At 69.1% G+C, this 21,227-nt stretch carries 12 protein-coding genes; 8 read left to right on the forward strand and 4 right to left on the reverse strand.

Annotated elements, in window-relative coordinates:
* Nucleotides 1-61: 61 nt before the first annotated feature.
* Nucleotides 62-2,302 carry a glycosyltransferase family 2 protein gene (locus H1343_RS00965; protein WP_185984141.1) on the forward strand — a complete coding sequence of 747 codons (2,241 nt, stop codon included), beginning with the start codon at nucleotides 62-64 and terminating at the stop codon, nucleotides 2,300-2,302.
* Between the two features lie 4 nt (nucleotides 2,303-2,306).
* Here H1343_RS00965 and H1343_RS00970 read toward each other — a convergent pair whose 3' ends face one another.
* Nucleotides 2,307-3,626 (reverse strand): HlyD family type I secretion periplasmic adaptor subunit, encoded by a 1,320-nt coding sequence (locus tag H1343_RS00970; RefSeq protein WP_185984142.1) that lies wholly within the window; start codon nucleotides 3,624-3,626, stop codon nucleotides 2,307-2,309.
* Nucleotides 3,623-5,404 carry a type I secretion system permease/ATPase gene (locus tag H1343_RS00975; RefSeq protein WP_185984143.1) on the reverse strand — a complete coding sequence of 594 codons (1,782 nt, stop codon included), beginning with the start codon at nucleotides 5,402-5,404 and terminating at the stop codon, nucleotides 3,623-3,625. The genes H1343_RS00970 and H1343_RS00975 overlap by 4 nt, the downstream gene beginning before the upstream one ends.
* Before the next feature lie 337 nt (nucleotides 5,405-5,741).
* Between H1343_RS00975 and H1343_RS00980 the strand changes: the two genes are divergently transcribed.
* Entirely contained in the window at nucleotides 5,742-11,438 is a 5,697-nt protein-coding gene (locus tag H1343_RS00980) for an ExeM/NucH family extracellular endonuclease (RefSeq protein ID WP_185984144.1), read from the forward strand.
* A gap of 67 nt (nucleotides 11,439-11,505) precedes the next feature.
* On the opposite strand, the gene H1343_RS00985 is transcribed toward H1343_RS00980, so the two are convergent.
* Complete coding sequence (locus H1343_RS00985) at nucleotides 11,506-12,390, reverse strand: rhamnan synthesis F family protein (protein WP_185984145.1); 885 nt, start codon at nucleotides 12,388-12,390, stop codon at nucleotides 11,506-11,508.
* A gap of 217 nt (nucleotides 12,391-12,607) precedes the next feature.
* Between H1343_RS00985 and H1343_RS00990 the strand changes: the two genes are divergently transcribed.
* The gene (locus tag H1343_RS00990; RefSeq protein WP_185984146.1) at nucleotides 12,608-13,732 is read left to right on the forward strand and encodes a glycosyltransferase family 4 protein; all 1,125 of its coding nucleotides are present in this window, start codon (nucleotides 12,608-12,610) and stop codon (nucleotides 13,730-13,732) included.
* A gap of 8 nt (nucleotides 13,733-13,740) precedes the next feature.
* The gene (locus H1343_RS00995) at nucleotides 13,741-14,853 is read left to right on the forward strand and encodes a glycosyltransferase (protein ID WP_185984147.1); all 1,113 of its coding nucleotides are present in this window, start codon (nucleotides 13,741-13,743) and stop codon (nucleotides 14,851-14,853) included.
* A 48-nt stretch (nucleotides 14,854-14,901) separates the two neighbouring features.
* On the opposite strand, the gene H1343_RS01000 is transcribed toward H1343_RS00995, so the two are convergent.
* A complete protein-coding gene (locus H1343_RS01000; RefSeq protein ID WP_185984148.1) occupies nucleotides 14,902-17,133 on the reverse strand; it encodes a TonB-dependent hemoglobin/transferrin/lactoferrin family receptor in 2,232 nt (743 codons plus the stop codon).
* Nucleotides 17,134-17,426: 293 nt separating this feature from the next.
* On the opposite strand from H1343_RS01000, the gene H1343_RS01005 reads away from it, so the two are divergent.
* Genes H1343_RS01005 through H1343_RS01020 form a run of 4 tightly spaced genes read left to right on the forward strand, consistent with a single transcriptional unit; the run spans nucleotide 17,427 to nucleotide 21,225 of the window.
* Nucleotides 17,427-18,287, forward strand: coding sequence for a heme/hemin ABC transporter substrate-binding protein (locus H1343_RS01005; RefSeq protein WP_185984149.1), 861 nt, complete (start codon nucleotides 17,427-17,429; stop codon nucleotides 18,285-18,287).
* Nucleotides 18,277-19,374: a FecCD family ABC transporter permease gene (locus tag H1343_RS01010; protein WP_246333186.1), complete on the forward strand. Its 1,098-nt coding sequence runs from the start codon at nucleotides 18,277-18,279 to the stop codon at nucleotides 19,372-19,374. Before H1343_RS01005 ends, H1343_RS01010 begins: the two co-directional genes overlap by 11 nt.
* Nucleotides 19,367-20,167 (forward strand): heme ABC transporter ATP-binding protein, encoded by an 801-nt coding sequence (locus tag H1343_RS01015; RefSeq protein ID WP_185984150.1) that lies wholly within the window; start codon nucleotides 19,367-19,369, stop codon nucleotides 20,165-20,167. Before H1343_RS01010 ends, H1343_RS01015 begins: the two co-directional genes overlap by 8 nt.
* An 11-nt stretch (nucleotides 20,168-20,178) precedes the next feature.
* Nucleotides 20,179-21,225: a hemin-degrading factor gene (locus tag H1343_RS01020; RefSeq protein ID WP_185984151.1), complete on the forward strand. Its 1,047-nt coding sequence runs from the start codon at nucleotides 20,179-20,181 to the stop codon at nucleotides 21,223-21,225.
* Nucleotides 21,226-21,227 lie beyond the last annotated feature (2 nt).

Below are 21,227 nucleotides of genomic sequence, written 5' to 3' on the forward strand. Positions count from 1 at the left end.
CGTGCGCCATTGCAAACGCGAAGTTGGCGGGCGGCCCGCGACGCGATATGAGCGCGAGCCGATGCGCGGCGGACGAGGCCTTCAATCCGCCGGCTTCCGAGCCCACCCGCCCGCCCGGGGCTGGAGGGTCGCGGCATCCCCGCAGCGCGGCGCCGACGAACCGGAGGACGAAATCCTGCTGCGCATCCTGCAACGGCAGTTCGGCCGGCAACAGATAGCGCTTCTCGGTCGCGCCCTGCGGCCGGGCGGGTCCGGCGCGCGGGACGTCCTGTTCGCCGCGATCCGACGCCGGCTGGGGGGTGCCCTGCGCGCCGCCCCGCCGCCGCCCGTGCCCGAGGCGATCAACGACGAGGACCGCCGCATCCTGCGCGCGCTGCATGCGCGCGGCGACAGCCCGGCGACCTCAGCGCTGATCTTCTGCGATCGGTCCGCAGGCGCCGCCGACCTCGACCGCGCTCTGGCCGCCGCCCGCGCGCAGATCGTGCCCTTCGAGACGATCGTCCTCGCTGTGCGCGAAGGCTCGCCGCTTGCCGCCCGCGCCGCGGCTCTCGCGCAGGGCACGCCGGACGTCGTGAGCAGCCTCCAGGACAGCCGCTTCCCGACCGGCGCCTGCGTGATCCTCGACGCCTCCGTGACGCTGCGCCCGGAGGCCGGCGCCGTCCTGGCCGCGACGATGGGCGTCGCGGACGCCGAACTCGTCTATGCCGACCACGCGCTGCGCGCGCCGGACGGCTCGTGCGGCGAGCCCTTCCACAAGCCCGTCTATTCACCGCGCCTCGCCGAAGGCTCCCATTACATGGGGCCGTGCGCGCTGGTCGCGGTCCGGGCCGGGACCACGGCCGCTGCTCTTGCGGGCGAGATCGAGGCGGCGGGCGGCGTCGCGCCCTTCATCACGCGGCGCGCAGCCGCAAGCGGCACCGACAAGGTGCATCGCGCGCCCTTCGTCCTCTTCGAGGAGAGGGCGGCGCGTCAGGCGGCGCTTCTGCCGCCCGCGCCCCGCGCCCCGGCGCCTTCTGCCGCGAACGCGCCCACGGTCGCGATCATCATCCCCACGCGCAACCAGTTGGCCCTTCTTCGCCCCTGCATCGCGTCGGTCCTCGCGCGCACCGACTATCCTCGCGAGGCCATCTCGATCATCGTCGTTGACAACGGTTCGAGCGACGAGCCGACGCTGCGCTATCTGCGCGAGGGCGAGGCCTCCGGCTCCTTCGCCGTGATGCGCGATGCGGGCGCCTTCAATTACGCGCGGCTGAACAACCGCGCCGTGCGCCGGACCGAGGCCGAGATCCTCGTGCTCCTCAACAACGACACGCTGATCACCCAGCCGGACTGGCTGGCGCGCATGGTCGAGGCTGCGGCGCAGGAGGGCGTGGGCGCCGTGGGCGCCAAACTCCTCTACAGGGACGACACCGTGCAGCATGGCGGCGTGATCCTCGGCATTCAGGGCGTCGCCGCCCATGCCGACGTCAACATCGCCGCCGACGCGCCCGGCTATCACGGCCTCGCCTGGCACGACCGCGAGGTTTCGGCGGTGACGGCGGCGTGCCTCGCCACGCGCCGCGCCGTGTTCGAGGCCGTCGGCGGCTTCGACGAAACGCTGGCCGTCGCCTTCAACGACACGCTCCTGTGCATCCGAATGCTGGAGGCCGGCTACACGAACCTGCAGCTCAATTCGGTCCGCGTCACGCATCTGGAATCGAAGTCGCGCGGGCATGACGAGGCGCCGGAAAAGCGCGCCCGCTTCCTGCAGGAGACGTTGCACGCGCGCCGCGAGGGCAACGGCTTCTTCCTGGACGATCCGTTCTACAGCCCGCGCCTCTCCCTGCGCAGCCCCTACCAGGCCGCCGCCGTTCCGCGCCATCGCAAGCCATGGCGCGCGCCGCGCTTCTCGCCTGTGCCGAGCGTCCTCCTCCTCGCCGACATGCAGGACGAGGGCGTTGCCGCCGCGGTCCGCGATCAGGCCACCGCCCTCGCCGCGGGCGGGTTCACCGTGCATGTCGGCGGGATGGGCGGGCCCACGGATGGATGGGGTCAGACCGTGCTCCGCCTGCCCGATCCGCTGCACGCGGCCGCCTTTGCGGCGGCGCAGGACATCGACGTCGTCATCGCCCACACACCACCCTTCCACTCGGTGGTGCGCTGGGCCGGGGCGCGGCCGATCGTCCTGTGCGTCGACCACGCGACGCAGCCGCGCGACGAGGAGACGGCCTTCGCCTTCGCCGCCGCGCGCCGGGTCCTGCGGCCCGACGAGCCGGCCGATAGCCTTGCGGGCGACCTGATCGCGCTCTGGCAGGAAAGCTGAACGCTCAGCTTTCGCGGAAGGCGCGGCCGAAGCTGTCGAGGATCGGGCGGCTGAGATACTCGAAGAAGGTGCGCTCGCCGGTCTGGATGAAGCTCTCCACCGGCATGCCCGGATAGACCTGCTCGCGGGTGATCTCGGCCGGCAGCTCGCGGGTGATGGCGATGCGAGCGAGATAGTAGGGCTGATTGTTGGCCTCGTCGACGAGACGGTCGGCCGAGACGTAGGCCACTTCCCCGTCGACGCTCGGCGTCACCCGCGCGTTGAGCGCGCTGAACTGCAGGCGGGCCGGCTGGCCGACGCGCACCGAGTCGATGCTCTGGATCGGGATGCGCGCCTCAACCACGAGGTCGTCGGTCGTCGGCAGGATCTCGAGCAGCGTCTCGCCCGGCCGCACGACGGAGCCGACCGAATTGTGCGCGATCTGCACGACGACGCCCTTGGTCGGCGAGCGCACGCTGGTGCGCGACAGGACGTTCACAGCCGTCGTCAGCGCCTCCTCGGCCTGCTCGATTTCGCCGCGCACGGTGTTCAGCTCGGCCGAGGCGGTCTCGATGCGTTGCGTGTCGAGCCGCGCGATCTGCTCGTGCGCCTCCACCACCTGAATGTTGGTCGCCAGGATGTTGGAGCCGAGCTGGCCGGACTGGCCGACGAGATCGGCCTCCGAGCGCAGGAGCGCGGTGTACTCGGAGCGATCGGTCAGCCCGCGCTCCAGAAGCGAGAGCTTGCGTGCGCTTTCCTCGCGCACGACGACGAGCTGGCGTTCCACCGCGTCCTGCTGGGCCTTCAGCCCGACGGTCTGCTCCTGCAGCGCCTCCACGCGCTGGAACAGGATCGCACGCTCCTGGCGGAATCGCTCGAGCCGCACATCGAACTCGCGCGTCTGCTCGCGCAGATGCAGGGTCATGCCGGTGTCCTCGCCGGCCGTCTGGAGGGCCTCGCTCAGTTCCAGCCGCTCGGCGCCGTCGCGCTCGGCGACCAGGCGTTCGGCACGCGCGCGAAGCGAGACGGACTGCTTGAGAAGCCGGTTGCGGTCGGCGAGCGCGGCCGTCGGGTCGAGTTCGTAGAGGATCTGCCCGTCCTCGACGCGCTCCCCCTCATGGACGGCGATCTGCGAGACGATGCCGCCCTCCAGATGCTGCACGCGCTGGTTCTGGCCCATCGCGGAGACGAAGCCGCTGGCCACCGTCGCCCCCGCGAGCGGGGCGGTGACGCCCCATGCCGCGAAGCCGCAGAGGAAGACGCCCGTCAGCGCGAGGCCGAGGATGACGGGTCCGCGGGTGCCCGTCCTGATGTCACGGGCCCAATTGGCTTTCGGCGCGCTCACGATGCCGCCCCTCCGCTGACCACGCTGGTGAACCGCCCGCCGACGAGCGGCTGCGGCGGACGGACCTGTCCGCCCGCATTGGCGGCGGCCGCTTCCTGCGCCTGGCGCACACGCTGGGCCTGGCGCTCCAGCACCTCGGCGCGCGTGCCGTAATCCTCGATCGCGCCATCGCGCATCATCAGGATGCGATCCGCCACGTCCGCGACCTGGCGGCGCTGCGTGACCACGATCACGGTCGTCCCGTCGGCCTTGGCGGCGGCCAGAGCCCTGTCGAGCGCCTGCTCCCCGGCCATGTCGAGATTGGCGTTCGGCTCGTCGAGGACGAGAAGGCGGGGCGTGCCGAAGAAGGCGCGGGCAAGGCCGACACGCTGGCGCTGGCCGCCCGAAAGCTGGATGCCGCCCGGGCCGAGCATCGTGTCGTAGCCTTGAGGGAAGCCGAGCACGAGGTCGTGGACCTGCGCCTTGGTGGCGGCCGCGACGATATCGGCGTCGGATGCGTCGGGATCGAAACGGGCGATGTTCTGCGCAATCGTGCCGGGCAGCATCTCGACCTCCTGGGAGAGGTAGCCGACATGGCGGCCGAGCGCCTCGCTGTCCCAGTTCGCCATGTCGGCGCCGTCGATGCGCACCACGCCGCTGTTCGGTACGAGCGCGCCGGCCAGAACCCGTGCGAGCGTCGACTTGCCGGCGCCCGAGGCGCCGACGACAGCCACGCAGGCGCCCTGCGGAATCACGGCCGAAACGCCCTTGAGGATCGGGTCGCCGCGCTCGTTGCCGCGCGCGGCCACGATGACCTTCTGCACTTCGATGCGGCCGGTCGGCGTCGGGAGTTCGGTGCGCGTCTCGCCCACCTTGGCCGAGGCCAGCGCGGCCGAAAGGCGGCGCCAGGCGGCGCGGAAATCCACGAAGCCCTTCCAGCCGCCGATGACCTGGTCGATCGGCTGCAGGCCGCGCCCGGAAATCAGCGATGCGGCGAAGATCATGCCCGCCGTCATCTCGCCAGTGACGACGAGATAGCCGCCATAGCCGAGGATGGCGATCTGCAGGCCGAGCCGCACGACGCGCGAAAGCCCGCCATAGAAGGACGCGACGGAGTTGGCGCGCTCCTGCGCGGCCATCGCGCGGCCCTCCTGGCGGCCCCAGGCCTCGGTGACGTTGCCGCGCATGCCCATGGCGGAAATGCTCTCGCCGTTGCGGGTGAAGGCCTGCGCCATCAGCGAGGCGCCGATGCTCTCCTCGCCCGACGCGCCGAGTGCGCGATCACCGGCCCACTGGTTGGCGAACGCGACGGCGAAGAGGACGACGGCGCCGCCGGCCGTCAGCCAGAACAGGTGCGGGTGGATGAGATAGAGGATGCCGATGAAGAAGGGCGCGAAGGGCATGTCGAGAAAGGCCAGCAGCGTGCGCCCGCCGACGAAGCCGCGCACGGTGGACAGATCGCGCAGCGGCTGGATATCCCCGAGCGAGGCGCGCTGGCCGGCGATGGAGGCGAGAAGAGCCGAAGAACCGCCGGCGACCCCGATGCGGGCGGCGAGCCGCCCCGCCATGATGCTGCGCAGCGCGTCGATCGCGCCCAGGAGCAGGATCGCGCCGGCCGCGATCAGCGAGATGAAGGCGAGCGTCTCAAGAGAGGATGAGACGAGCACCCGGTCGTACACCTGCAGCATGTAAAGCGGCTGCACGAGCAGGAGGACGTTCGTGACGAAGGTGAAGAAGAAGAGGCCGGAGGCGCCGGACCACGCGATCTTCGCGATCTCGTCGATGGGTTTCTTCTTCACGGCGATACCTGGAAAACGGACGAAGAGCATGCCGTCGGCGGGCGTCCGGCGGCCGACGGGATACGCCGCGCAGATGACAGTTGGATTACGGACGCGACCTTCGCCCGTTCCGGCTGACGATGCGTCAGTTCGTCGTCCGCGTGTTAAAAAACCGCAACATGAAGCTGGTTAGTAGCCGTCGCGATCGCTGCGGTGAGCCGGATTCGATCGCGGAAGCCGAAACCCTTTCGCGCATCCGAGCCAGCACTGTCGACACCTCGAAACCGGCAAACGTGACAGGCCGGCGTTCGAGGCGAGTCTTTCGTGCGCGCGGATCCGCTTTCTCGTGGAGACCAAAATGCCGACGACACTGTCCGCGGGCGATATCGCCTTCGTCGACTTCGCTTCCGACAATCCGAAGAGCTTCGCCTTCGTCCTTCTGACGGACGTTGAAGCGGGCACCGCGATCAACTTCACCGACAATGGCTGGCGTGCCGACGGCAGCTTTCGCGCCAACGAGGGCGTCATCGGCTGGACCGCGGAAGCAGCGTTGACGGCCGGGACGGTCGTCCGCCTCGAGGGCGTCCAGGGAGGCTTCAACCTCTCCACCTCCGGTGACCAGATCCTCGCCTACCAGGGTGATGCCGCTTCGCCGGCCTTCATCTCCGCAATCCAGTTCAACGGCGCCGATTGGGACGCCGACGCGACCAACTCGAACTCGTCCGCTCTCCCCGCTGGCCTGACGGACGGCGTCAACGCGGTTTCGATCGCCAACGTCGACAACGGCTTCTATTCCGGCCCGACCTCCGGCGACCCTGCCGCGATCCGCGCGGCGCTGAACGACGCCGACAACTGGACCGTCAACGATAATGCGCCCGTCGCCTTCGACGGTTCCTTCGCCTTCGTCGGCTCCGACGAACCGGCCGTGTCGATCAGTGTCGATCCGGCGAGCGCGGTTGAAGCCGACGGCGCCTTCACCTTCACGATCGAGGCCACCAACCTCACGGAAGAGATCGAGGTGACGGTCAGCTTCTCCGGCACCACCGATGCCGACGACTTCGCAGGCACCTTCCCGGCCGACCGCGTCATCACTCTCGGGCCCGACAATCTGAGCGAGAGCTTCACGATCACCGCCAGCGACGACGACGTCTCCGAAACCGATGAGACGCTCGTCGGCACGATCGCCGTCACCAGCGGCACCGCGACCGTCACGCGAGCGAGCGCCACCGCGACCATTCTCAACGATGATTTCGACGATTCCGACCTGACGCTCATCTCCGCGATCCAGGGTTCGGGCGCGGCGTCTCCGATGGTCGGCCAGACGGTCACGGTCGAAGCCATCGTCGTCGGCGACTTCCAGGACGGCGACGCCGATGCCGGCCGCGACATGCGCGGCTTCTTCCTCCAGCACGAGCAGGCCGACTGGGACGATGACGCCTCGACCTCCGAAGGCATCTTCGTCTTCGAGGGCGGCAGCTTCCTCACCGACGTCGCGATCGGCGACCGCGTGCGCGTCACGGGCGTCGTCGGCGAGTATTTCGGCCAGACGCAGCTCACCGCACAGAGCGTCTCGGTCGTCGAGGCCGGAGCCGTCGAGGACATCAACACGATGGCCGTCGACGTCGACCTGTCGGCGATCACCAACACGACGGTCAACCAGGACGGCGACTTCCAGCCCGACCTCGAGGCCTACGAGGGCATGCTGATCCGCCTGCCGAACACGATGACGGTCACCGAGCAGTTCCAGCTCGACCGCTTCAACGAGATCAAGCTGTTCGACACCAACGGCTTCGAGCAGGTCGGCGCGAACGGCGAGACGATCACCGGCGAGCGCCCCTTCACCTTCAGCCAGCACAACACCCCCGACGCCGCCGCCTACCAGGCCTACCTGCAGGAGACCGGCGCGCGCACGATCACCTATGACGACGGCCTGAACTTCCAGAACCAGCCGATCGACAATCTCTTCCCCGACTACGGCACCGCGACCGCGCCGCGCATGGGCGACACGATCCAGGGCCTGACCGGCGTCCTCGACTACCAGTGGGCCGGCAACCAGGCTTCGGGCGCAACCTGGCGCGTGCGCTCCGTGGAGAACGAGGCGAACGAGTTCACCCGCGGAAACGGCAACCCCGAGCCCACCAAGGTGACGGCGGACGGCACGGGCCTGAAAGTCGCCTCCTTCAACGTCCTGAACTTCTTCACCACGCTGGACGGGGGTGGAAACACGATCGACAACGGCCAGGATCCGCGCGGCGCCAACAACGCCGTGGAGTACCAGCGCCAGCTCGACAAGCTCCTCGTTGCCCTTGAGCAGCTTGATTCCGACATCATCGGCCTGATCGAGATCGAGAACGACTTCGACCTCGAGGGCAACACGCCCGCCGTTGCGACTCTCGTCGAGGAACTGAACGCGCGCGCCGGCTCCGATGTCTGGGCATGGGTCGATCCGGGCCGCCCGACCATCGGTGACGACGCGATCGCGGTCGCGCAGATCTACCGCACCGACACGGTCCAGATCGCCGAGGGCAACGGCCCGAACGGCCAGGCCATCGCCATGCTCGAGACGGCCGGCATCTTCGATGCGACCGGCGGCAATCGCGTGCCTCTCACCGTCACCTTCGAGGAACTCGCGTCCGGTGAGGAGATCACCGTCACGGTCAACCACTTCAAGTCGAAGGGCTCGGCTTCGCCCGGCGAGGGCAACGCCGACCTCAACGACGGCGCCGGCGCCTCCAACGGCACGCGGATCAACGCGGCCATCGCCCTGAACGAATGGCTGGCGACCAACCCGACCGGCTCCTCGACCACCAACCAGGTCATCCTCGGCGACCTCAACTCCTACGCGGCCGAAGAGCCGATCCAGCACCTGCTCGACTCCGGCTGGGTCAACCTCGCCGCCCGCTTCCTCGACAACCCCTACGGCTATATCTTCGACGGCTTCGTGGGCACGCTCGACTACATCCTGGCGAGCGGCGACATGTTCGCTGACGTCAACGGGATCATCGACCGCGTCGAGGACTTCGTGATCGGCAACATCAACGCCGACGAGGCGGACGCGCTCGATTACAACACCGATTTCGGCCGCGACCCGTCCTACTTCGACGGCACTTCGCCGATCCGCGCGTCGGACCACGACCCGCTGGTCGCCAGCTTCAACCTCGGCGCCGACCAGCAGCCGGGCAACTACACGCTCCAGATCCTGCACTTCTCCGATGGCGAGGCCAGCACGCTGGCTCCCGAGACCGCTCCGCTCATGGCGGCGCTGGTCGAGGCGTTCGAGGAAGAATACGCCAACACGATCGTCCTGTCGGGCGGCGACAACTTCATCGCCGGACCGTTCCTTTCGGCCGGTGCCGATCCGCGCCTCGACGCCATCCTCGGCGTGACGGCCGGCGGGCGGGCCGACATCGAGATCCACAACCGCATCGGCGTGGACCTCTCGACGGTCGGCAACCACGAGTTCGACTTCGGGCCGGACTTCTTCGACCGGGCGATCTCGGGCGAAGGCAGCTGGACTGGCGCGCTCTTCCCGTATCTGTCGGCGAACCTCAACTTCGAGGGCACCTCGCTCGAGGACAACTTCATCGACACCTTCGCAGGCACCGGGCCGATCCCGACCGCCGGCTCGCTTCCGGCGGGTGCGATCGCCCCGATCACCGTGCTGGAAGAAGGCGGCGAGCGCATCGGCTTCGTCGGCGCCACCACGCAGATCCTCGAGAACATCGCCTCGGTGGGCGGTGTGACGGTGGCCGATCCGGGCGCCGGCACGGACGACATGGCCGCGCTGGCCGCGTATCTGCAGCCTTATATCGACCGCCTCACCGCGGACGGCATCAACAAGATCATCCTCACCTCGCACCTGCAGGACATCGCCAACGAGCGTGAGCTCGCCACGCTCCTGACCGGCGTCGACGTGATCCTCGCGGCCGGCTCCAACACGCGTCTCGGCGACGAGAACGACGTGCCGCGCGAAGGCGAGGAGTTCGCCGACACCTATCCGCTCGTCATCGAGGACGCGGCCGGCGGGACCACGCTGATCGTCAACACGGACGGCCAGTACAAGTATCTCGGCCGCCTCGCGATCGAGTTCGACGCCGAGGGCAACGTCATCACCGACAGCTACGATCCGGCGGTCAGTGGCGCCTACGCCTCGACGGTCGAGAACGTCGCCGCGGCCTGGGGCATCAGCGTCGAGGAAGTCGAGACGATCGCGCTGGCCTCCGGCACGAGGGGCGGTTCGGTCAAGGAAGTCACCGACGCGGTCAACGCCGTCATGGAAGAGATCAACTCTGAAGTGATCGGCTACACCAACGTCGCCCTCAACGGCGAGCGCAATCCGGGCGTGCGCTCCGAGGAGACAAATCTCGGCAACATCACGGCGGACGCGAACATCGCAGCGGGTCGCGCCGCGCTCGAGACCATGGGCGAAGATGCAACCTTCGTCGTCGGCATCAAGAACGGCGGCGGCATCCGCGCCGGCATCAATGCGGGCGAGATCACCCGCGGTGAAGCCAACGCGGCGCTGGCCTTCAACAACGCGCTGATGGTCTTCGACACGACGGCCGAGGGACTGCTCAACATCCTCGACGCCGCCGCCGGCGTCACCAAGGGCAACGGCGCCTTCATCCAGCTGGGTGGCCTGCGCTACTCCTATGACGAGGGCGCAGCTTCCGGTGATCGTGTTAAGAGCGTCGCGCTGATTGCCGAGGACGGCTCGATCGTCCCGATCGTCGAGAACGGCGCCATTCTGGAAGGCGCTCCGTCCCTCATCCGCGTGTCGATCCTGAACTTCGTCGCCGAGGGCGGCGAACTCCCGGTGTTCAAGGACAATGGCGAGAACTTCCGCTTCATCATGGCGGACGGGACCCTTTCCGAGGTGATACCCGAAACGGCGGACTTCAGCGACGCCTCGACGCTGCGTGACCAATCCATCCTGGAGCGGTCGCTTGGCGAACAGCAGGCCTTCGTCGACTACATCACGGCGAACTACGGTACGCCGGAGACGGCCTACAATGAGGCTGACACGCCGGAGGCTCAGGACGAGCGCATCCAGAACCTCGACCTGCGCGAGGACACCGTGTTCGAGCCGGCTCTCCCGCCGGTCGGCACACCGGGGGACGACATCATCGTCGGGACGCCCGGCGACGACATCATCGATGGCGGTGCAGGCTTCGACAGCTTCGTTCTCGCCGGCAACCTTGCCGACTACTCGGCCGAGGATTTCGGCCAGTACGTCACCATCGTCGGTGACGGCACGGACACGCTGCGCAACATCGACCGGCTCGTCTTCGCGGACGGCGAGATCGTCGTCAACGACGGCGACATCCTCTTCGACTCGCTCTTCTACATGCAGCAGAACGCCGACGTGTACGCCTCCGGCTTCACGGCGATCGACCACTACCGCATCTTCGGCGCCAGCGAAGGCCGGGCTCCCAACGCCCTCTTCGATAGCGTCGGGTATCTGGCGGCCAACGCCGACGTCGCGGCGGCGGGCTACGACGCCTTCGAGCACTTCCGCACCTTCGGCAACAGCGAGGGCCGCGATCCTTCGCTGAACTTCGACGCCCGCCTGTATCTCCAGGCCAACCAGGATGTCGCCGCGGCGGGCATCGATGCCTTCACCCACTACATGCTCTTCGGGCGCGGCGAGGGTCGCGAGACCTTCACCGCGGTGGGCGACGCGATCGAAGCCGACGGCTTCGACGCCCAGTACTACCTCCTCGCCAACAACGACGTGGCGGCGGCGGGCTTCGACGCCCGCACCCACTACGAGATCTTCGGCCAGTTCGAGGGTCGCGACACGAGCATCCTGTTCGACACGTCCTACTACCTCGAGAACAACGCCGACGTGGCGGCATCGGACATCAACCCGCTCCTGCACTACCAGACCTTCGGCTGGCGTGAGGGCCGCGACCCCTCGGCCGCCTTCGACAGCTCGGCCTATCTGGCGGCGAACGACGACGTGGCGGCCGCGGGCGACTTCAACCCGCTCACTCACTACCTGACCTTCGGCATCTACGAAGGTCGCGCGATCGACGACGTCCTCGTCGCCTGATCGCAGCCGAATGGATGAAGGACGGGGCCCTCCGGGGCCCCGTTTTCGTTTGGGGCCTCAGAGCGTGCTAACGACGACGCATCAGCGCCTTCAGCGCCCGTCTCGCCGGCCCGGGAAGCCCCCGGAACACGGAGACGACGAAGGGCAGGCGTCGCACGAGGAAGCCCGTCAGCGCATCGGGCTTGCGGTTGAAGGTGCGATCGGTATCGACGCTGGCGAGCACCGCGGCGCGGATCGTCGCCCGGGGCGTATCGAGCGTCGAAGTGAGCGCGACGTCCACCGGGACCGCGAGGCTGCCCGCCCCTTCCGCGATGGCAGCGAAGAGCCGTTCGAAGGCATGCGCGGCGGTGCCGTCGATCTGGCCCGCCTCCTCGGCGAAGAGATCGTCGAAGGCGGCCGACCGGAGCCCATCGAAGGCATCGCGGCGGAACCAGAACATCGTGCCGGCCGCGAAGAAGGGCGTCGTCTTCGGCAGCGCCGCGCCGCCGTCCTCCAGCCGCGCCGCCACGGCCTGCGTCACCGCCGCGTTCGGGCCGAGAAGCCGTGCGGTCGCGTGCAGCGATCCGCTCGGCGCCAGAAGCGCAAGGCGCGGATCGGCGGCCATCCGCTCGACGATCGGCCGGGCGCCCGTCTCCGGAAGGAGTTCGCCCACCAGCCAGTCGCGCCAGGCGTCGCCGTCCGGCCGGTGGACGGAGCGCTTGCCGTGCAATTTCAAGCCGAGATCGAACTCGCCCGCGGCTTCGAGCGCCTTGAGGAACGGGCGCACGTCACGGCCGCGGTTCTCCACCGTCAGGAGCGTGAAGCCGTTAAGATACGGAGTTTCGGGCCTTTTGATCGAGACATCGGGCCGGCTCGCCGTCACGAGCAGTCGGAACGGAATGTCGAGCGTTTTCTCGATGCGCGCGCGTAAGGAGGGCCAGACGTCCTCGTAGTGGATATGGACGAAGACCACGACCCGCGCAGGATCCCGCCTTGTGTTCCGATCGTTCAGGGGGGTGACGGGCGCGGGGTTTACAGGCAAATGCAGGGGCTCATGAGGCGTCGCGGCCGGGGCGCTGCGGCGCGGGTTTCGAGGCGGCCATCGAACGGCCATCGTCGACCCAATCTATGCCGCCCTCGCACGGCAGGAAAGCGCGCAGCCTGCGCTGCGCCGAACTGAAGGGAGCCGGATGCGGATCGGCGTGGACGCCCGGAACCTCGTCACGGGCATGAACGGGATCGCGCGCGTCGTCGCGCAGACGAGCCGGGCGCTCGCCGCCGCTGGCTGCGACGTGCGGCTCTATCTGCCCGAGCCGCCCCACGCGCAGGTCCCGCAGATCAGCGGCGTCTGCGTCCGGACCCGGCGTTTCAGGGGGCCGATCGCACGTGTCCTGTGGGGCCACGGCGCGCTTCCCAAGGCGGCCCTTGATGAGGACGTGGACGTTCTCTGGGGCCCGGCGCACCGCCTGCCCGGCCGCCTCGACCGCAGGATCGCCCGGGTCGTGACGATCCACGATCTCGTCTGGGTCCACGCGCCCGAGACGATGCGCCGACGCGGCCTGATGGGCGAGCGCCTCTTCATGGGCAGCGCCGTGCGCGGGGCCGACATCGTGACCGCGGTCTCGGCTTCAACGGCCGAGGACATCGGCGCGCGCTTCGGCGCGCTCGAGCAGCCCGTGGCGGTCGTCCATCCCGGCGTCGACATGCCCGCCCCGCTCGCCCCGGATGCGGACGCGGCGCGCGCGCGCCACGGCATCGACCGGCCCTATGCGCTCTTCGTGGGAACGCTGGAGCCGCGCAAGAACCTGCCGCGGCTTCTGGCCGCCTATGCGCGGCTTCCGGCCGCCATCCGCCAACGCTGCATGCTCGTCCTTGCCGGCGGCCACGGCTGGGGGGAACGTGATCTCGGTGCGCTCGTCACCGAACTCGGCCTTGCGGGCGACGTGCGCCTGACCGGCTTCGTGCCGGATGCCGACCTCGCCGCGCTCTATGCGGGCGCGCGCTTCCTCGCCATGCCCTCGCTCTACGAGGGGTTCGGCCTGCCGATCGCGGAAGCGCATGCGCGCGGCGTCCCGGTTCTGACCTCCGACCGCTCGAGCATGCCCGAAGTGGCAGGCGAGGCGGGTCTTCTAATCGACCCGACGGACGAGACCTCGATCGCGGCGGGCCTCGGCGCTCTCGCCTGTGACGACGCTCTGCATGCGAACCTGGCCGCCCATGCGCGGAAGAACGCCGCGCGCTTTACCTGGCGCCGTTCGGCCGATGCCCTTATCGAGGTGTTCGAGCGGGCGATCGCGATGAGAAAAGGGCGCTGAACCAGCGGATGCATGTCCTGCATTTCTTCAAGACCTACTGGCCCGACAGCTTCGGCGGCGTCGAGCGCACCATCCACGCCATCGCCAGCGCGAGCGCGCGCCACGGCGTCGGCACCACCGTCCTCTCGCTCAGCCGCGCCCCGCAGGCCCGCTCCGTCACCTTCGACGGCCACGAGGCGCCGAAGGCCCGGCTCGACCTCGAACTTGCCTCCACGGGCCTGTCCCTGTCCGCCATTCCGGCCTTGTCCCGCGCGGCCGAGAAGGCGGACATCGTGCACTATCACTTCCCCTGGCCGATGATGGATGTCGCGCATTTCGCCGCGCGGCACGGCAAGCCCAGTATCGTGACCTACCACTCGGACGTCGTGCGCCAGCGCCTGCTGGGCCGGTTCTACGCGCCCCTGATGCACGGCTTCCTCCAAAGCGTCGACCGGATCGTCGCGACCTCACCGGCCTATGCGCGGACGAGCCCGGTGCTCCGGCGCCATGGCGAGAAAGTCGCGGTCGTGCCGATCGGCCTTGCCGACATCGAGGCCGCGGACGAACAGTCGGAGGCGAAGTGGCGCGCGCGCTTCCCGCGCCCGTTCTTTCTCTTCACCGGCGTCCTTCGATACTACAAGGGGCTGCAATATCTCCTTGAGGCGGCACCGCTGGTTCCGGCGGAGATCGTCATCGTCGGCGCCGGCCCGATGGAGGCCGAATTGAAGGCGCAGGGCGAGGGCGCGGGCCTCTCCAACGTGCATTTCGTCGGTGCGGTGGACGACGCCGACAAGAACGCTCTTCTGGGCCTTTGCGCGGGTTTCGTGTTTCCGGCCAGCGAACGGTCCGAGGCCTTCGGCCTCGCCCTCCTCGAGGCGTCGATCGCCGGGCGCCCGCTCATCTCCACCGAGGTCGGCTCGGGAACGAGCTACGTCAACGCCGATGGCGAGACCGGTATCGTGGTGCCGCCGCGCGATCCGCAGGCTCTGGCGGGGGCGATGAACGCGCTTCTCGCCGACCCCGTGCGCGCCGCGGCGTTCGGACGCGCGGCGCGTCTGCGCTACGAGGCGCTGTTCACGGCCGAGCGCATGGGCGCGGCCTATGCCGCGCTCTACCGCGAGCTCGCCGGCCGCAGGTCCTGATCGCGATGTGAAAACGGCGGGCCGCATGCGGCCCGCCGACGCAGTCCGTCAGAAGCGGTAGGAGACGTTGAGCTTGAAGGCGCGGCCGGGCTCCGAATAGTAAAGGTCCGGCTGCGAAGGGCTCAGCGGCATATTGGCCGCGTCGTAATAGGTCTGGTCGAGGATGTTGAATACGCCACCGGCGATCTTCAGCCCCGGAAGCGCCTCCGGCTCGTACCAGGCCGTTAGGTCGACGATGCCGTAGCCCGGCGTCTCGACGCCCTCGTCCACCTTGTCGCGGCGCGCGGCGAGCTTCGTCGACACCTCGCCGCCCCACTGGTTGCGCTCGTAGCCGAGGGCGAGGATAGCCGTCAACGGCGAGATCGAGTCGAGATAGACGTCGTCGGTGCGGTTGCGGCCCTCGATGTAGGAGAGCGAGCCCCGCGCCGTCCAGTAGTCCGCGAAGCGAACGAAGCCCCCGAGCTCGACGCCCGAGATCCGCGCATCCGGGATGTTCGTATAGGTCGAGACGCCGCCCTGCGGGTAGAGCGGATTGCAGTTGACGCGATCCACGAAGCAGGACGGCGAGAGCTGCACCACGTCGATGAAGTTCTCGTAGTCGGTGTGGAAGACGTTGATGTTGGCACCGTAGGTTTCGCGCTCGAACCTGAGGCCGACATCGAAGCCGTTGCTTGTCTCTGCCTCGAGGTTGGGGTTACCGCCGCGCAGATAGGTGCCGACCGCGCCGAAGCGCGAGTAGAGCTCGCCCACCGTCGGCGCGCGGAAGCCGCGCGACCATTGGGCGTAGGCGGTCAGCTCGGGCAGGAGGTCGTATTCGACGAGCAGCTTTGGCGAGACTGCCGTGTCGCTGGACGAAGGCGGCAGCGTGCCATCATACGCGGCGCTTCGCTCGAACTCGGCCGTCAGCTGCGGGTTCTCCTCGTACCAGTCGAAACGCAGACCCGGCGTGATGCGCAGGCGACCGCCGGCAAGGCCGACCTCGTTCTCGGCGTAGAAGCCGACCGCGCTGCCGTCGACCTCGGGCGTGTCGGCCTGGTTGGTGTGGAGGTTGTTGCAGGTGGAGACGAAGACGACGCTGCAATTGTCGTAGCCGGCCGAATACTGCGTCGTCGTCGTGGTGCGAAGCTCCGTGCCGAGCGTCAGCTTCTGCGAAACCTCGCCGGTGATGAAGGTGCGCGAGCCGAAGCCGTTGAAGCCGAAGGATTCCTCATCGTAGCTGTTGTCGCGCCCATAGGGGCCGACGACCGAGACGGAGCGGTAGGCGTCGACCGTCGAGTTGCGCTCGTCCTTCTGGTAGTAGAGCACGGCCGAGGCCTCGTCGACGAAGGCCGTGCCGAGTTCCGGCGTCGCGTAGTCGTAGGTGAGCGTGATGCGCTCACGCCTGACGTCCTCGCCCGAGGCATGGTCGCCCGGCCGGTAGTTGTCGCGCGGGCCGGTTCCCTGCGAGGTCCGCGTGTCGATGTCCTCTTCGCGGCTGAAGATTTCGCCGGTGATGCCGAAGCGATGGCCCTCGCCGGCATATTGGTGGAGCTTGGCGAGGACGTTGTACTGGTCGTAGTCGAGCGGGTTCGGCGCGGTGCGTGTCGCGCCGTAGCCATCGAAGGTGCCCTGCGTATCCGTCTCGTTGCCGCCGCGATAGCCGCCCTGCAGGAGCAGGTAGGTATCGCCGTGGCGCACGGCGCCGGCATGGCTCGTGAACCAGCTGTCGTCGGTGGAATCGTAGCCGTTCTTCGTGAAATAGCCGAGCTGCCGGCCGCCGAGCAGCAGGTCCTCGGGGTCCAGCGTGCGCAGCGCCAGAACGCCGCCGAGCGCGCCCGAGCCGAGCATCGGGTCGGCGCCGCGCGTCAGGTCGAGCGCCGACAGCGTGTTGAAGTCGAAGCTGTCGGCACCGCCGGTCGCGCCGCGTGTCGCGTCCGCCAGATAGGGCACGCGGATGCCGTCGATCGTGGTCAGGACACGCGGCCCCTCAAGGCCGCGGATGTTCACCGAACGCGTGTTGCGGTTGAAGGTGACGCCGGCCTCCTGGCTGCGGCCGAGATCGTCGATGGAATCGATGAGCTGGTTGTCGATCGTCTCACGCGTGGTCGTCGAGGTCGTCACGGTTCCGGCCGCGCCATCCTGAGCGCCCTCGGTGCCCGCATCCACCACCACTTCGCGCAGGACGACCGTGCCGTCCGGCGCTTCTTCGGCCACCGTCTGCACGGTCTGGGCGCTGGCCGCGCCCACCGAAAGCGCGCCGAAAGCCGCGCCGATCCACAATCCGGCCAATACCCTGTTCATAACGAAGACCCCTCTGAATGCACCCCGGACATTCCTCAGCGGCGATCCCCCCAGATCGTCGACCTTTGAATCGTTCCAGATTTAGACTTGACGCACGGTCACAAAACGGCCGTCTATTGCGAGTCATCAATTAGAGTCAACTTACAATTTGCTTTCTGGAGACGTTTCAATCTAGACTTACTCTAATCTGGAACGGTTCTAGACTTGTTTATCGTGCGTATTTGCTTGACGCATGAAAGTCGATGGGCCTATCGAGGCGCCATCGTCCCCGCCCTCCAGCCCAAGGAGCCACGATGCGCTCTCGTCTTCTCGCCGGCTTCGCCCTCGCCGCAGCGCTCGGAACGGCGCCGGCCTTCGCGCAGTCCGTCGCGTCGCCCGAGCGCATCGTCTCCATCGGGGGCGCCGTCACCGAAATCCTCTACGCGCTCGGCGAGGAAGATCGCGTGGTCGCGGTCGATACGACGAGCCTTTTCCCGCCGCGCGCGCTGGCCGAGAAACCCGATGTCGGCTACATGCGCGCGCTTTCCGCCGAAGGGGTGCTCGCGCTCTCGCCGGATCTCATCCTGATGGACGAGGGCGCCGGCCCGCCGGAGGCCGTTGCGCTGATCGACCAGGCGGGCGTTGCCACGCAGCACGTGCCGACCGGGCTGACGGTCGAGGATCTGCTGGCCAAGATCCGCGCGGTCTCGCAGGCTGTCGGCGAGGAGGAGGCCGGCGAGGCGATGGCCGGCGAGGTCGCCGAAAAGTTCGCGGCGCTCGATGCCGATCTCGCCAATGTCGGCGAGAAGAAGCGCGTCCTCTTCATCCTTTCCCTCGCGGACGGGCGGCCGAACGCGGCGGGCAGCGGAACCGGCGCCGATGCCGTGATCCGGATGGCCGGCGCGGAAAACGTCTTCGGCGACGTCGAGGGCTACAAGGCGCTGTCGAGCGAGGCCGCAGCCGCACTCGCGCCCGACGTGATCCTCGTGGTCAGCCGGGGCGGCTCGACCGTTGATCCGCTGTCCGTGCCGGCTCTCGCAGCAACGCCCGCCGGCCAGGCCAACGCCGTGATCAGCATGGACGCGCTCTACCTCCTCGGCTTCGGCCCGCGCACGCCGGACGCGGTACGCGAGCTCGCGGCCCAGCTCTATCCCGAGGCGGGCCTTGCCCGCTGAGGCGACAGCCGGCGCCCCCGCCGCCGCGCGTCTTCGTCTTGCGGGAGACCGCAGCGCGCGCGCCCGGGTCGCCATGGCGCTTCTCGGCCTCCTCCTCGTCGTCTCCGCGCTCGGCGCGCTCGCCGTCGGCCCGGCCATGCTGCCGCCCGGCACGGTCGCGCGCATCCTGCTGGCAGGCCCGAACGGGCAGGCTTCCAGCCTCGCCGACACGGTGATCGTCTGGCAGATCCGCCTGCCGCGCATGCTTCTCGGCGCCCTCGTCGGGGCCTCGCTCGCCACCGTCGGGGCCATGATGCAGGGGCTCTTCCGCAATCCGCTGGCCGATCCCGGCCTCGTCGGTGTCTCGGGGGGCGCCGCCTTCGCGGCGGTCGCCACGATCGTCCTGTCGGGCTCGGTGCTCGCACCCTTCGCGGCCCTCTTCGGCATCTGGGCGCTGCCCGTCGCGGCCTTCTTCGGAGGCCTTGCCGCCACGCTCCTCATCTACCGCATCGGCACGCGCGCCGGGCGCTCCTCCATGGCGCTGATGCTGCTCGCGGGCATCGCGCTCGGCGCCTTCGCGGGCGCCGGCACGGGCTTCCTCGTCTTCATGAGCGACGACGACCAGCTTCGCACCCTCACCTTCTGGAGCCTCGGGGGCCTGGGCGGCGCGACATGGGGCAAGCTTGCGGCCGGCGCGCCGATGATGGTCGCGGCCCTCCTCCTGGCGCCGCTCGTCGCGCGCGGTCTGAACGGCATCGTGCTCGGCGAGGCGGAGGCCTACCATCTCGGCGTCGACGTACAGCGCCTGAAGCGCTTGACGATCGTGCTCGTCGCGCTCGCCACGGGCGCGGCCGTCGCGGTGTCGGGCGCCATCGGCTTCGTCGGCATCGTCGTGCCGCACCTCCTGCGCCTTGCCATCGGGCCGGACCATCGCGCGCTGCTGCCGGCCTCGGCGCTTGCGGGCGCAAGCCTGCTTCTGGTGGCGGACATGGCCGCGCGCACGCTCGTCGCGCCGGCCGAGCTGCCGATCGGCATCCTGACGGCCGCCATCGGCGCGCCGGTCTTCCTGTGGATCCTCCTGCGCCGCCGGGGCCTCGCCGATGTCTGAGGCGAATACGATCTGGCTCGAAGGGGCGAGCGTGCGCCACCGCACGCATCTCGCCCTCGCCCCGACCGATATCGCGATAAGGGCCGGCGAGCTCACCGTCGTCGTGGGTCCGAACGGCGCCGGCAAGTCGACGCTCCTGAAACTGATGACCGGCGAGCACGCCGCCGACGGTGGCCGCGTCCTCATCGACGGCGAGGACGTTTCCCGCCTCTCGCCTCTCGCCCTGTCGCGCCGGCGCGCGGTGCTGCCGCAGAGTTCGGCGCTCGCCTTTCCGTTCACGGTCGCCGAAGTCGTGCGCCTCGGCCTGGAAGCCGGCGGGCGCGGCGGGCGGGCCGCAGACATCCTCGCCGCGCTGTCGCGCGTCGACCTCGCGGGCTTTTCGGGACGGTTCTACCAGGAGCTGTCCGGCGGCGAGCAGCAGCGTGTGCATCTGGCGCGCGTCCTGTGCCAGATCGGCGCGCCGGTGCATGGCGGGCGGGCGCGCTTCCTGTTCCTCGACGAGCCGATCTCCTCGCTCGACATCCGCCACCAGCTTGCAGTCCTTGCCATCGCCCGCGATTTCGCGCGCGGCGGCGGCGGGGTCGTCGCGGTGCTGCACGACCTGAACCTCTCCGCCGGCTTCGCCGACCGCATCGTCGTCCTGTCGAAAGGCGAGGTGGCGGCGGACGGCGCGCCCGGCGCGGTCCTCACCGACGCGCTCCTGCAAAGCGTCTTCGGCGTGTCGATCGGCGTGCGCGCCGTGCCGGACGCCCCCACACCCTTCATCCTGCCGCAGGTCGCGGCCGCCTTCTGAGGAACCTCACCTTGTCCGATACCGCCCCGTTCAGCGAAAACACCGTCCCCTTCTACGCCACCGGCAGGCGCTCGCGCGATCTGGCGAAAGAGCTCGACCTTTCGGAAGCGGGCCTCCTCGCACGCCACGACGGCCCGGAGGTCGTACGGCTGCGCCCGGAGATGGCCGCTATCCTGGAGGCGCTGCCCGCGTTGGGCGAGGTGATGGCGCTGACGCGCAACGAGGCCGCCGTCCACGAGATCGTCGGCACCTTTGGCGGCATTTCCATCTCCGGCGCGATGGGCCTCGTCGTCCACCCGCCGCTCGACCTGCGCCTGTTCCTCAAGCACTGGCACCACGCCTATGCGCTGGAACTGCCGGACGAGAAGGGCCCTCGCCGCTCGATCCAGATCTTCGACGCGGCCGGCGAGGCGGTGATCAAGATCCATCTGCGCCCGGCCTCGGACGCGGCAGCCTTCGCCTCCCTCGTCGAGCGTTTTCGCGCGCCGGCCGGCGAGGAGCCGCCCGCCTTCGAGCCCTATGACGACACGCGCCCGGCTGAGCCGAGCGCCGAGGAGGCCGAAGCCTTCCGCACGGCCTTCGCCGGCATGGCGGATGTCCACGAATTCGTGCCGCTCCTGCGCCGCCACGGGCTTGACCGGCGCGGCGCGCTGCCCCTGATGGGCGAGGCGAACGTGCGCGCGCTGGCGCCGGGCGCGGCGCGCGCCGTCCTGGAAGGCGCCGCCGAAGAGAAGCTGCCGATCATGGTCTTCGTCGGCAATCGCGGCTGCATCCAGATCCACACCGGCCCGGTCGAGCGGATCAAGGCGATGGGGCCGTGGATCAACGTGCTCGACCCCGGCTTCGACCTGCATCTGCGCGAGGATCTGATCGCCGAGGCCTTCGCGGTCAGGAAGCCGACGGCCCACGGCCACCTCACCTCGATCGAGCTCTACGACGCGGCCGGAACGCTGATCCTTCAGTTCTTCGGCGTGCGCGAGCGCGCCGCGCCCGAGGACGAGCGCTGGCGCGCCCTCGTCGCCGATCTGCCGGCTGCAGAGCGCGTCGCCGCCGAGTAAGT

Source organism: Aureimonas mangrovi, assembly GCF_014058705.1.
Classification (GTDB): Bacteria; Pseudomonadota; Alphaproteobacteria; order Rhizobiales; family Rhizobiaceae; genus Aureimonas; species Aureimonas mangrovi.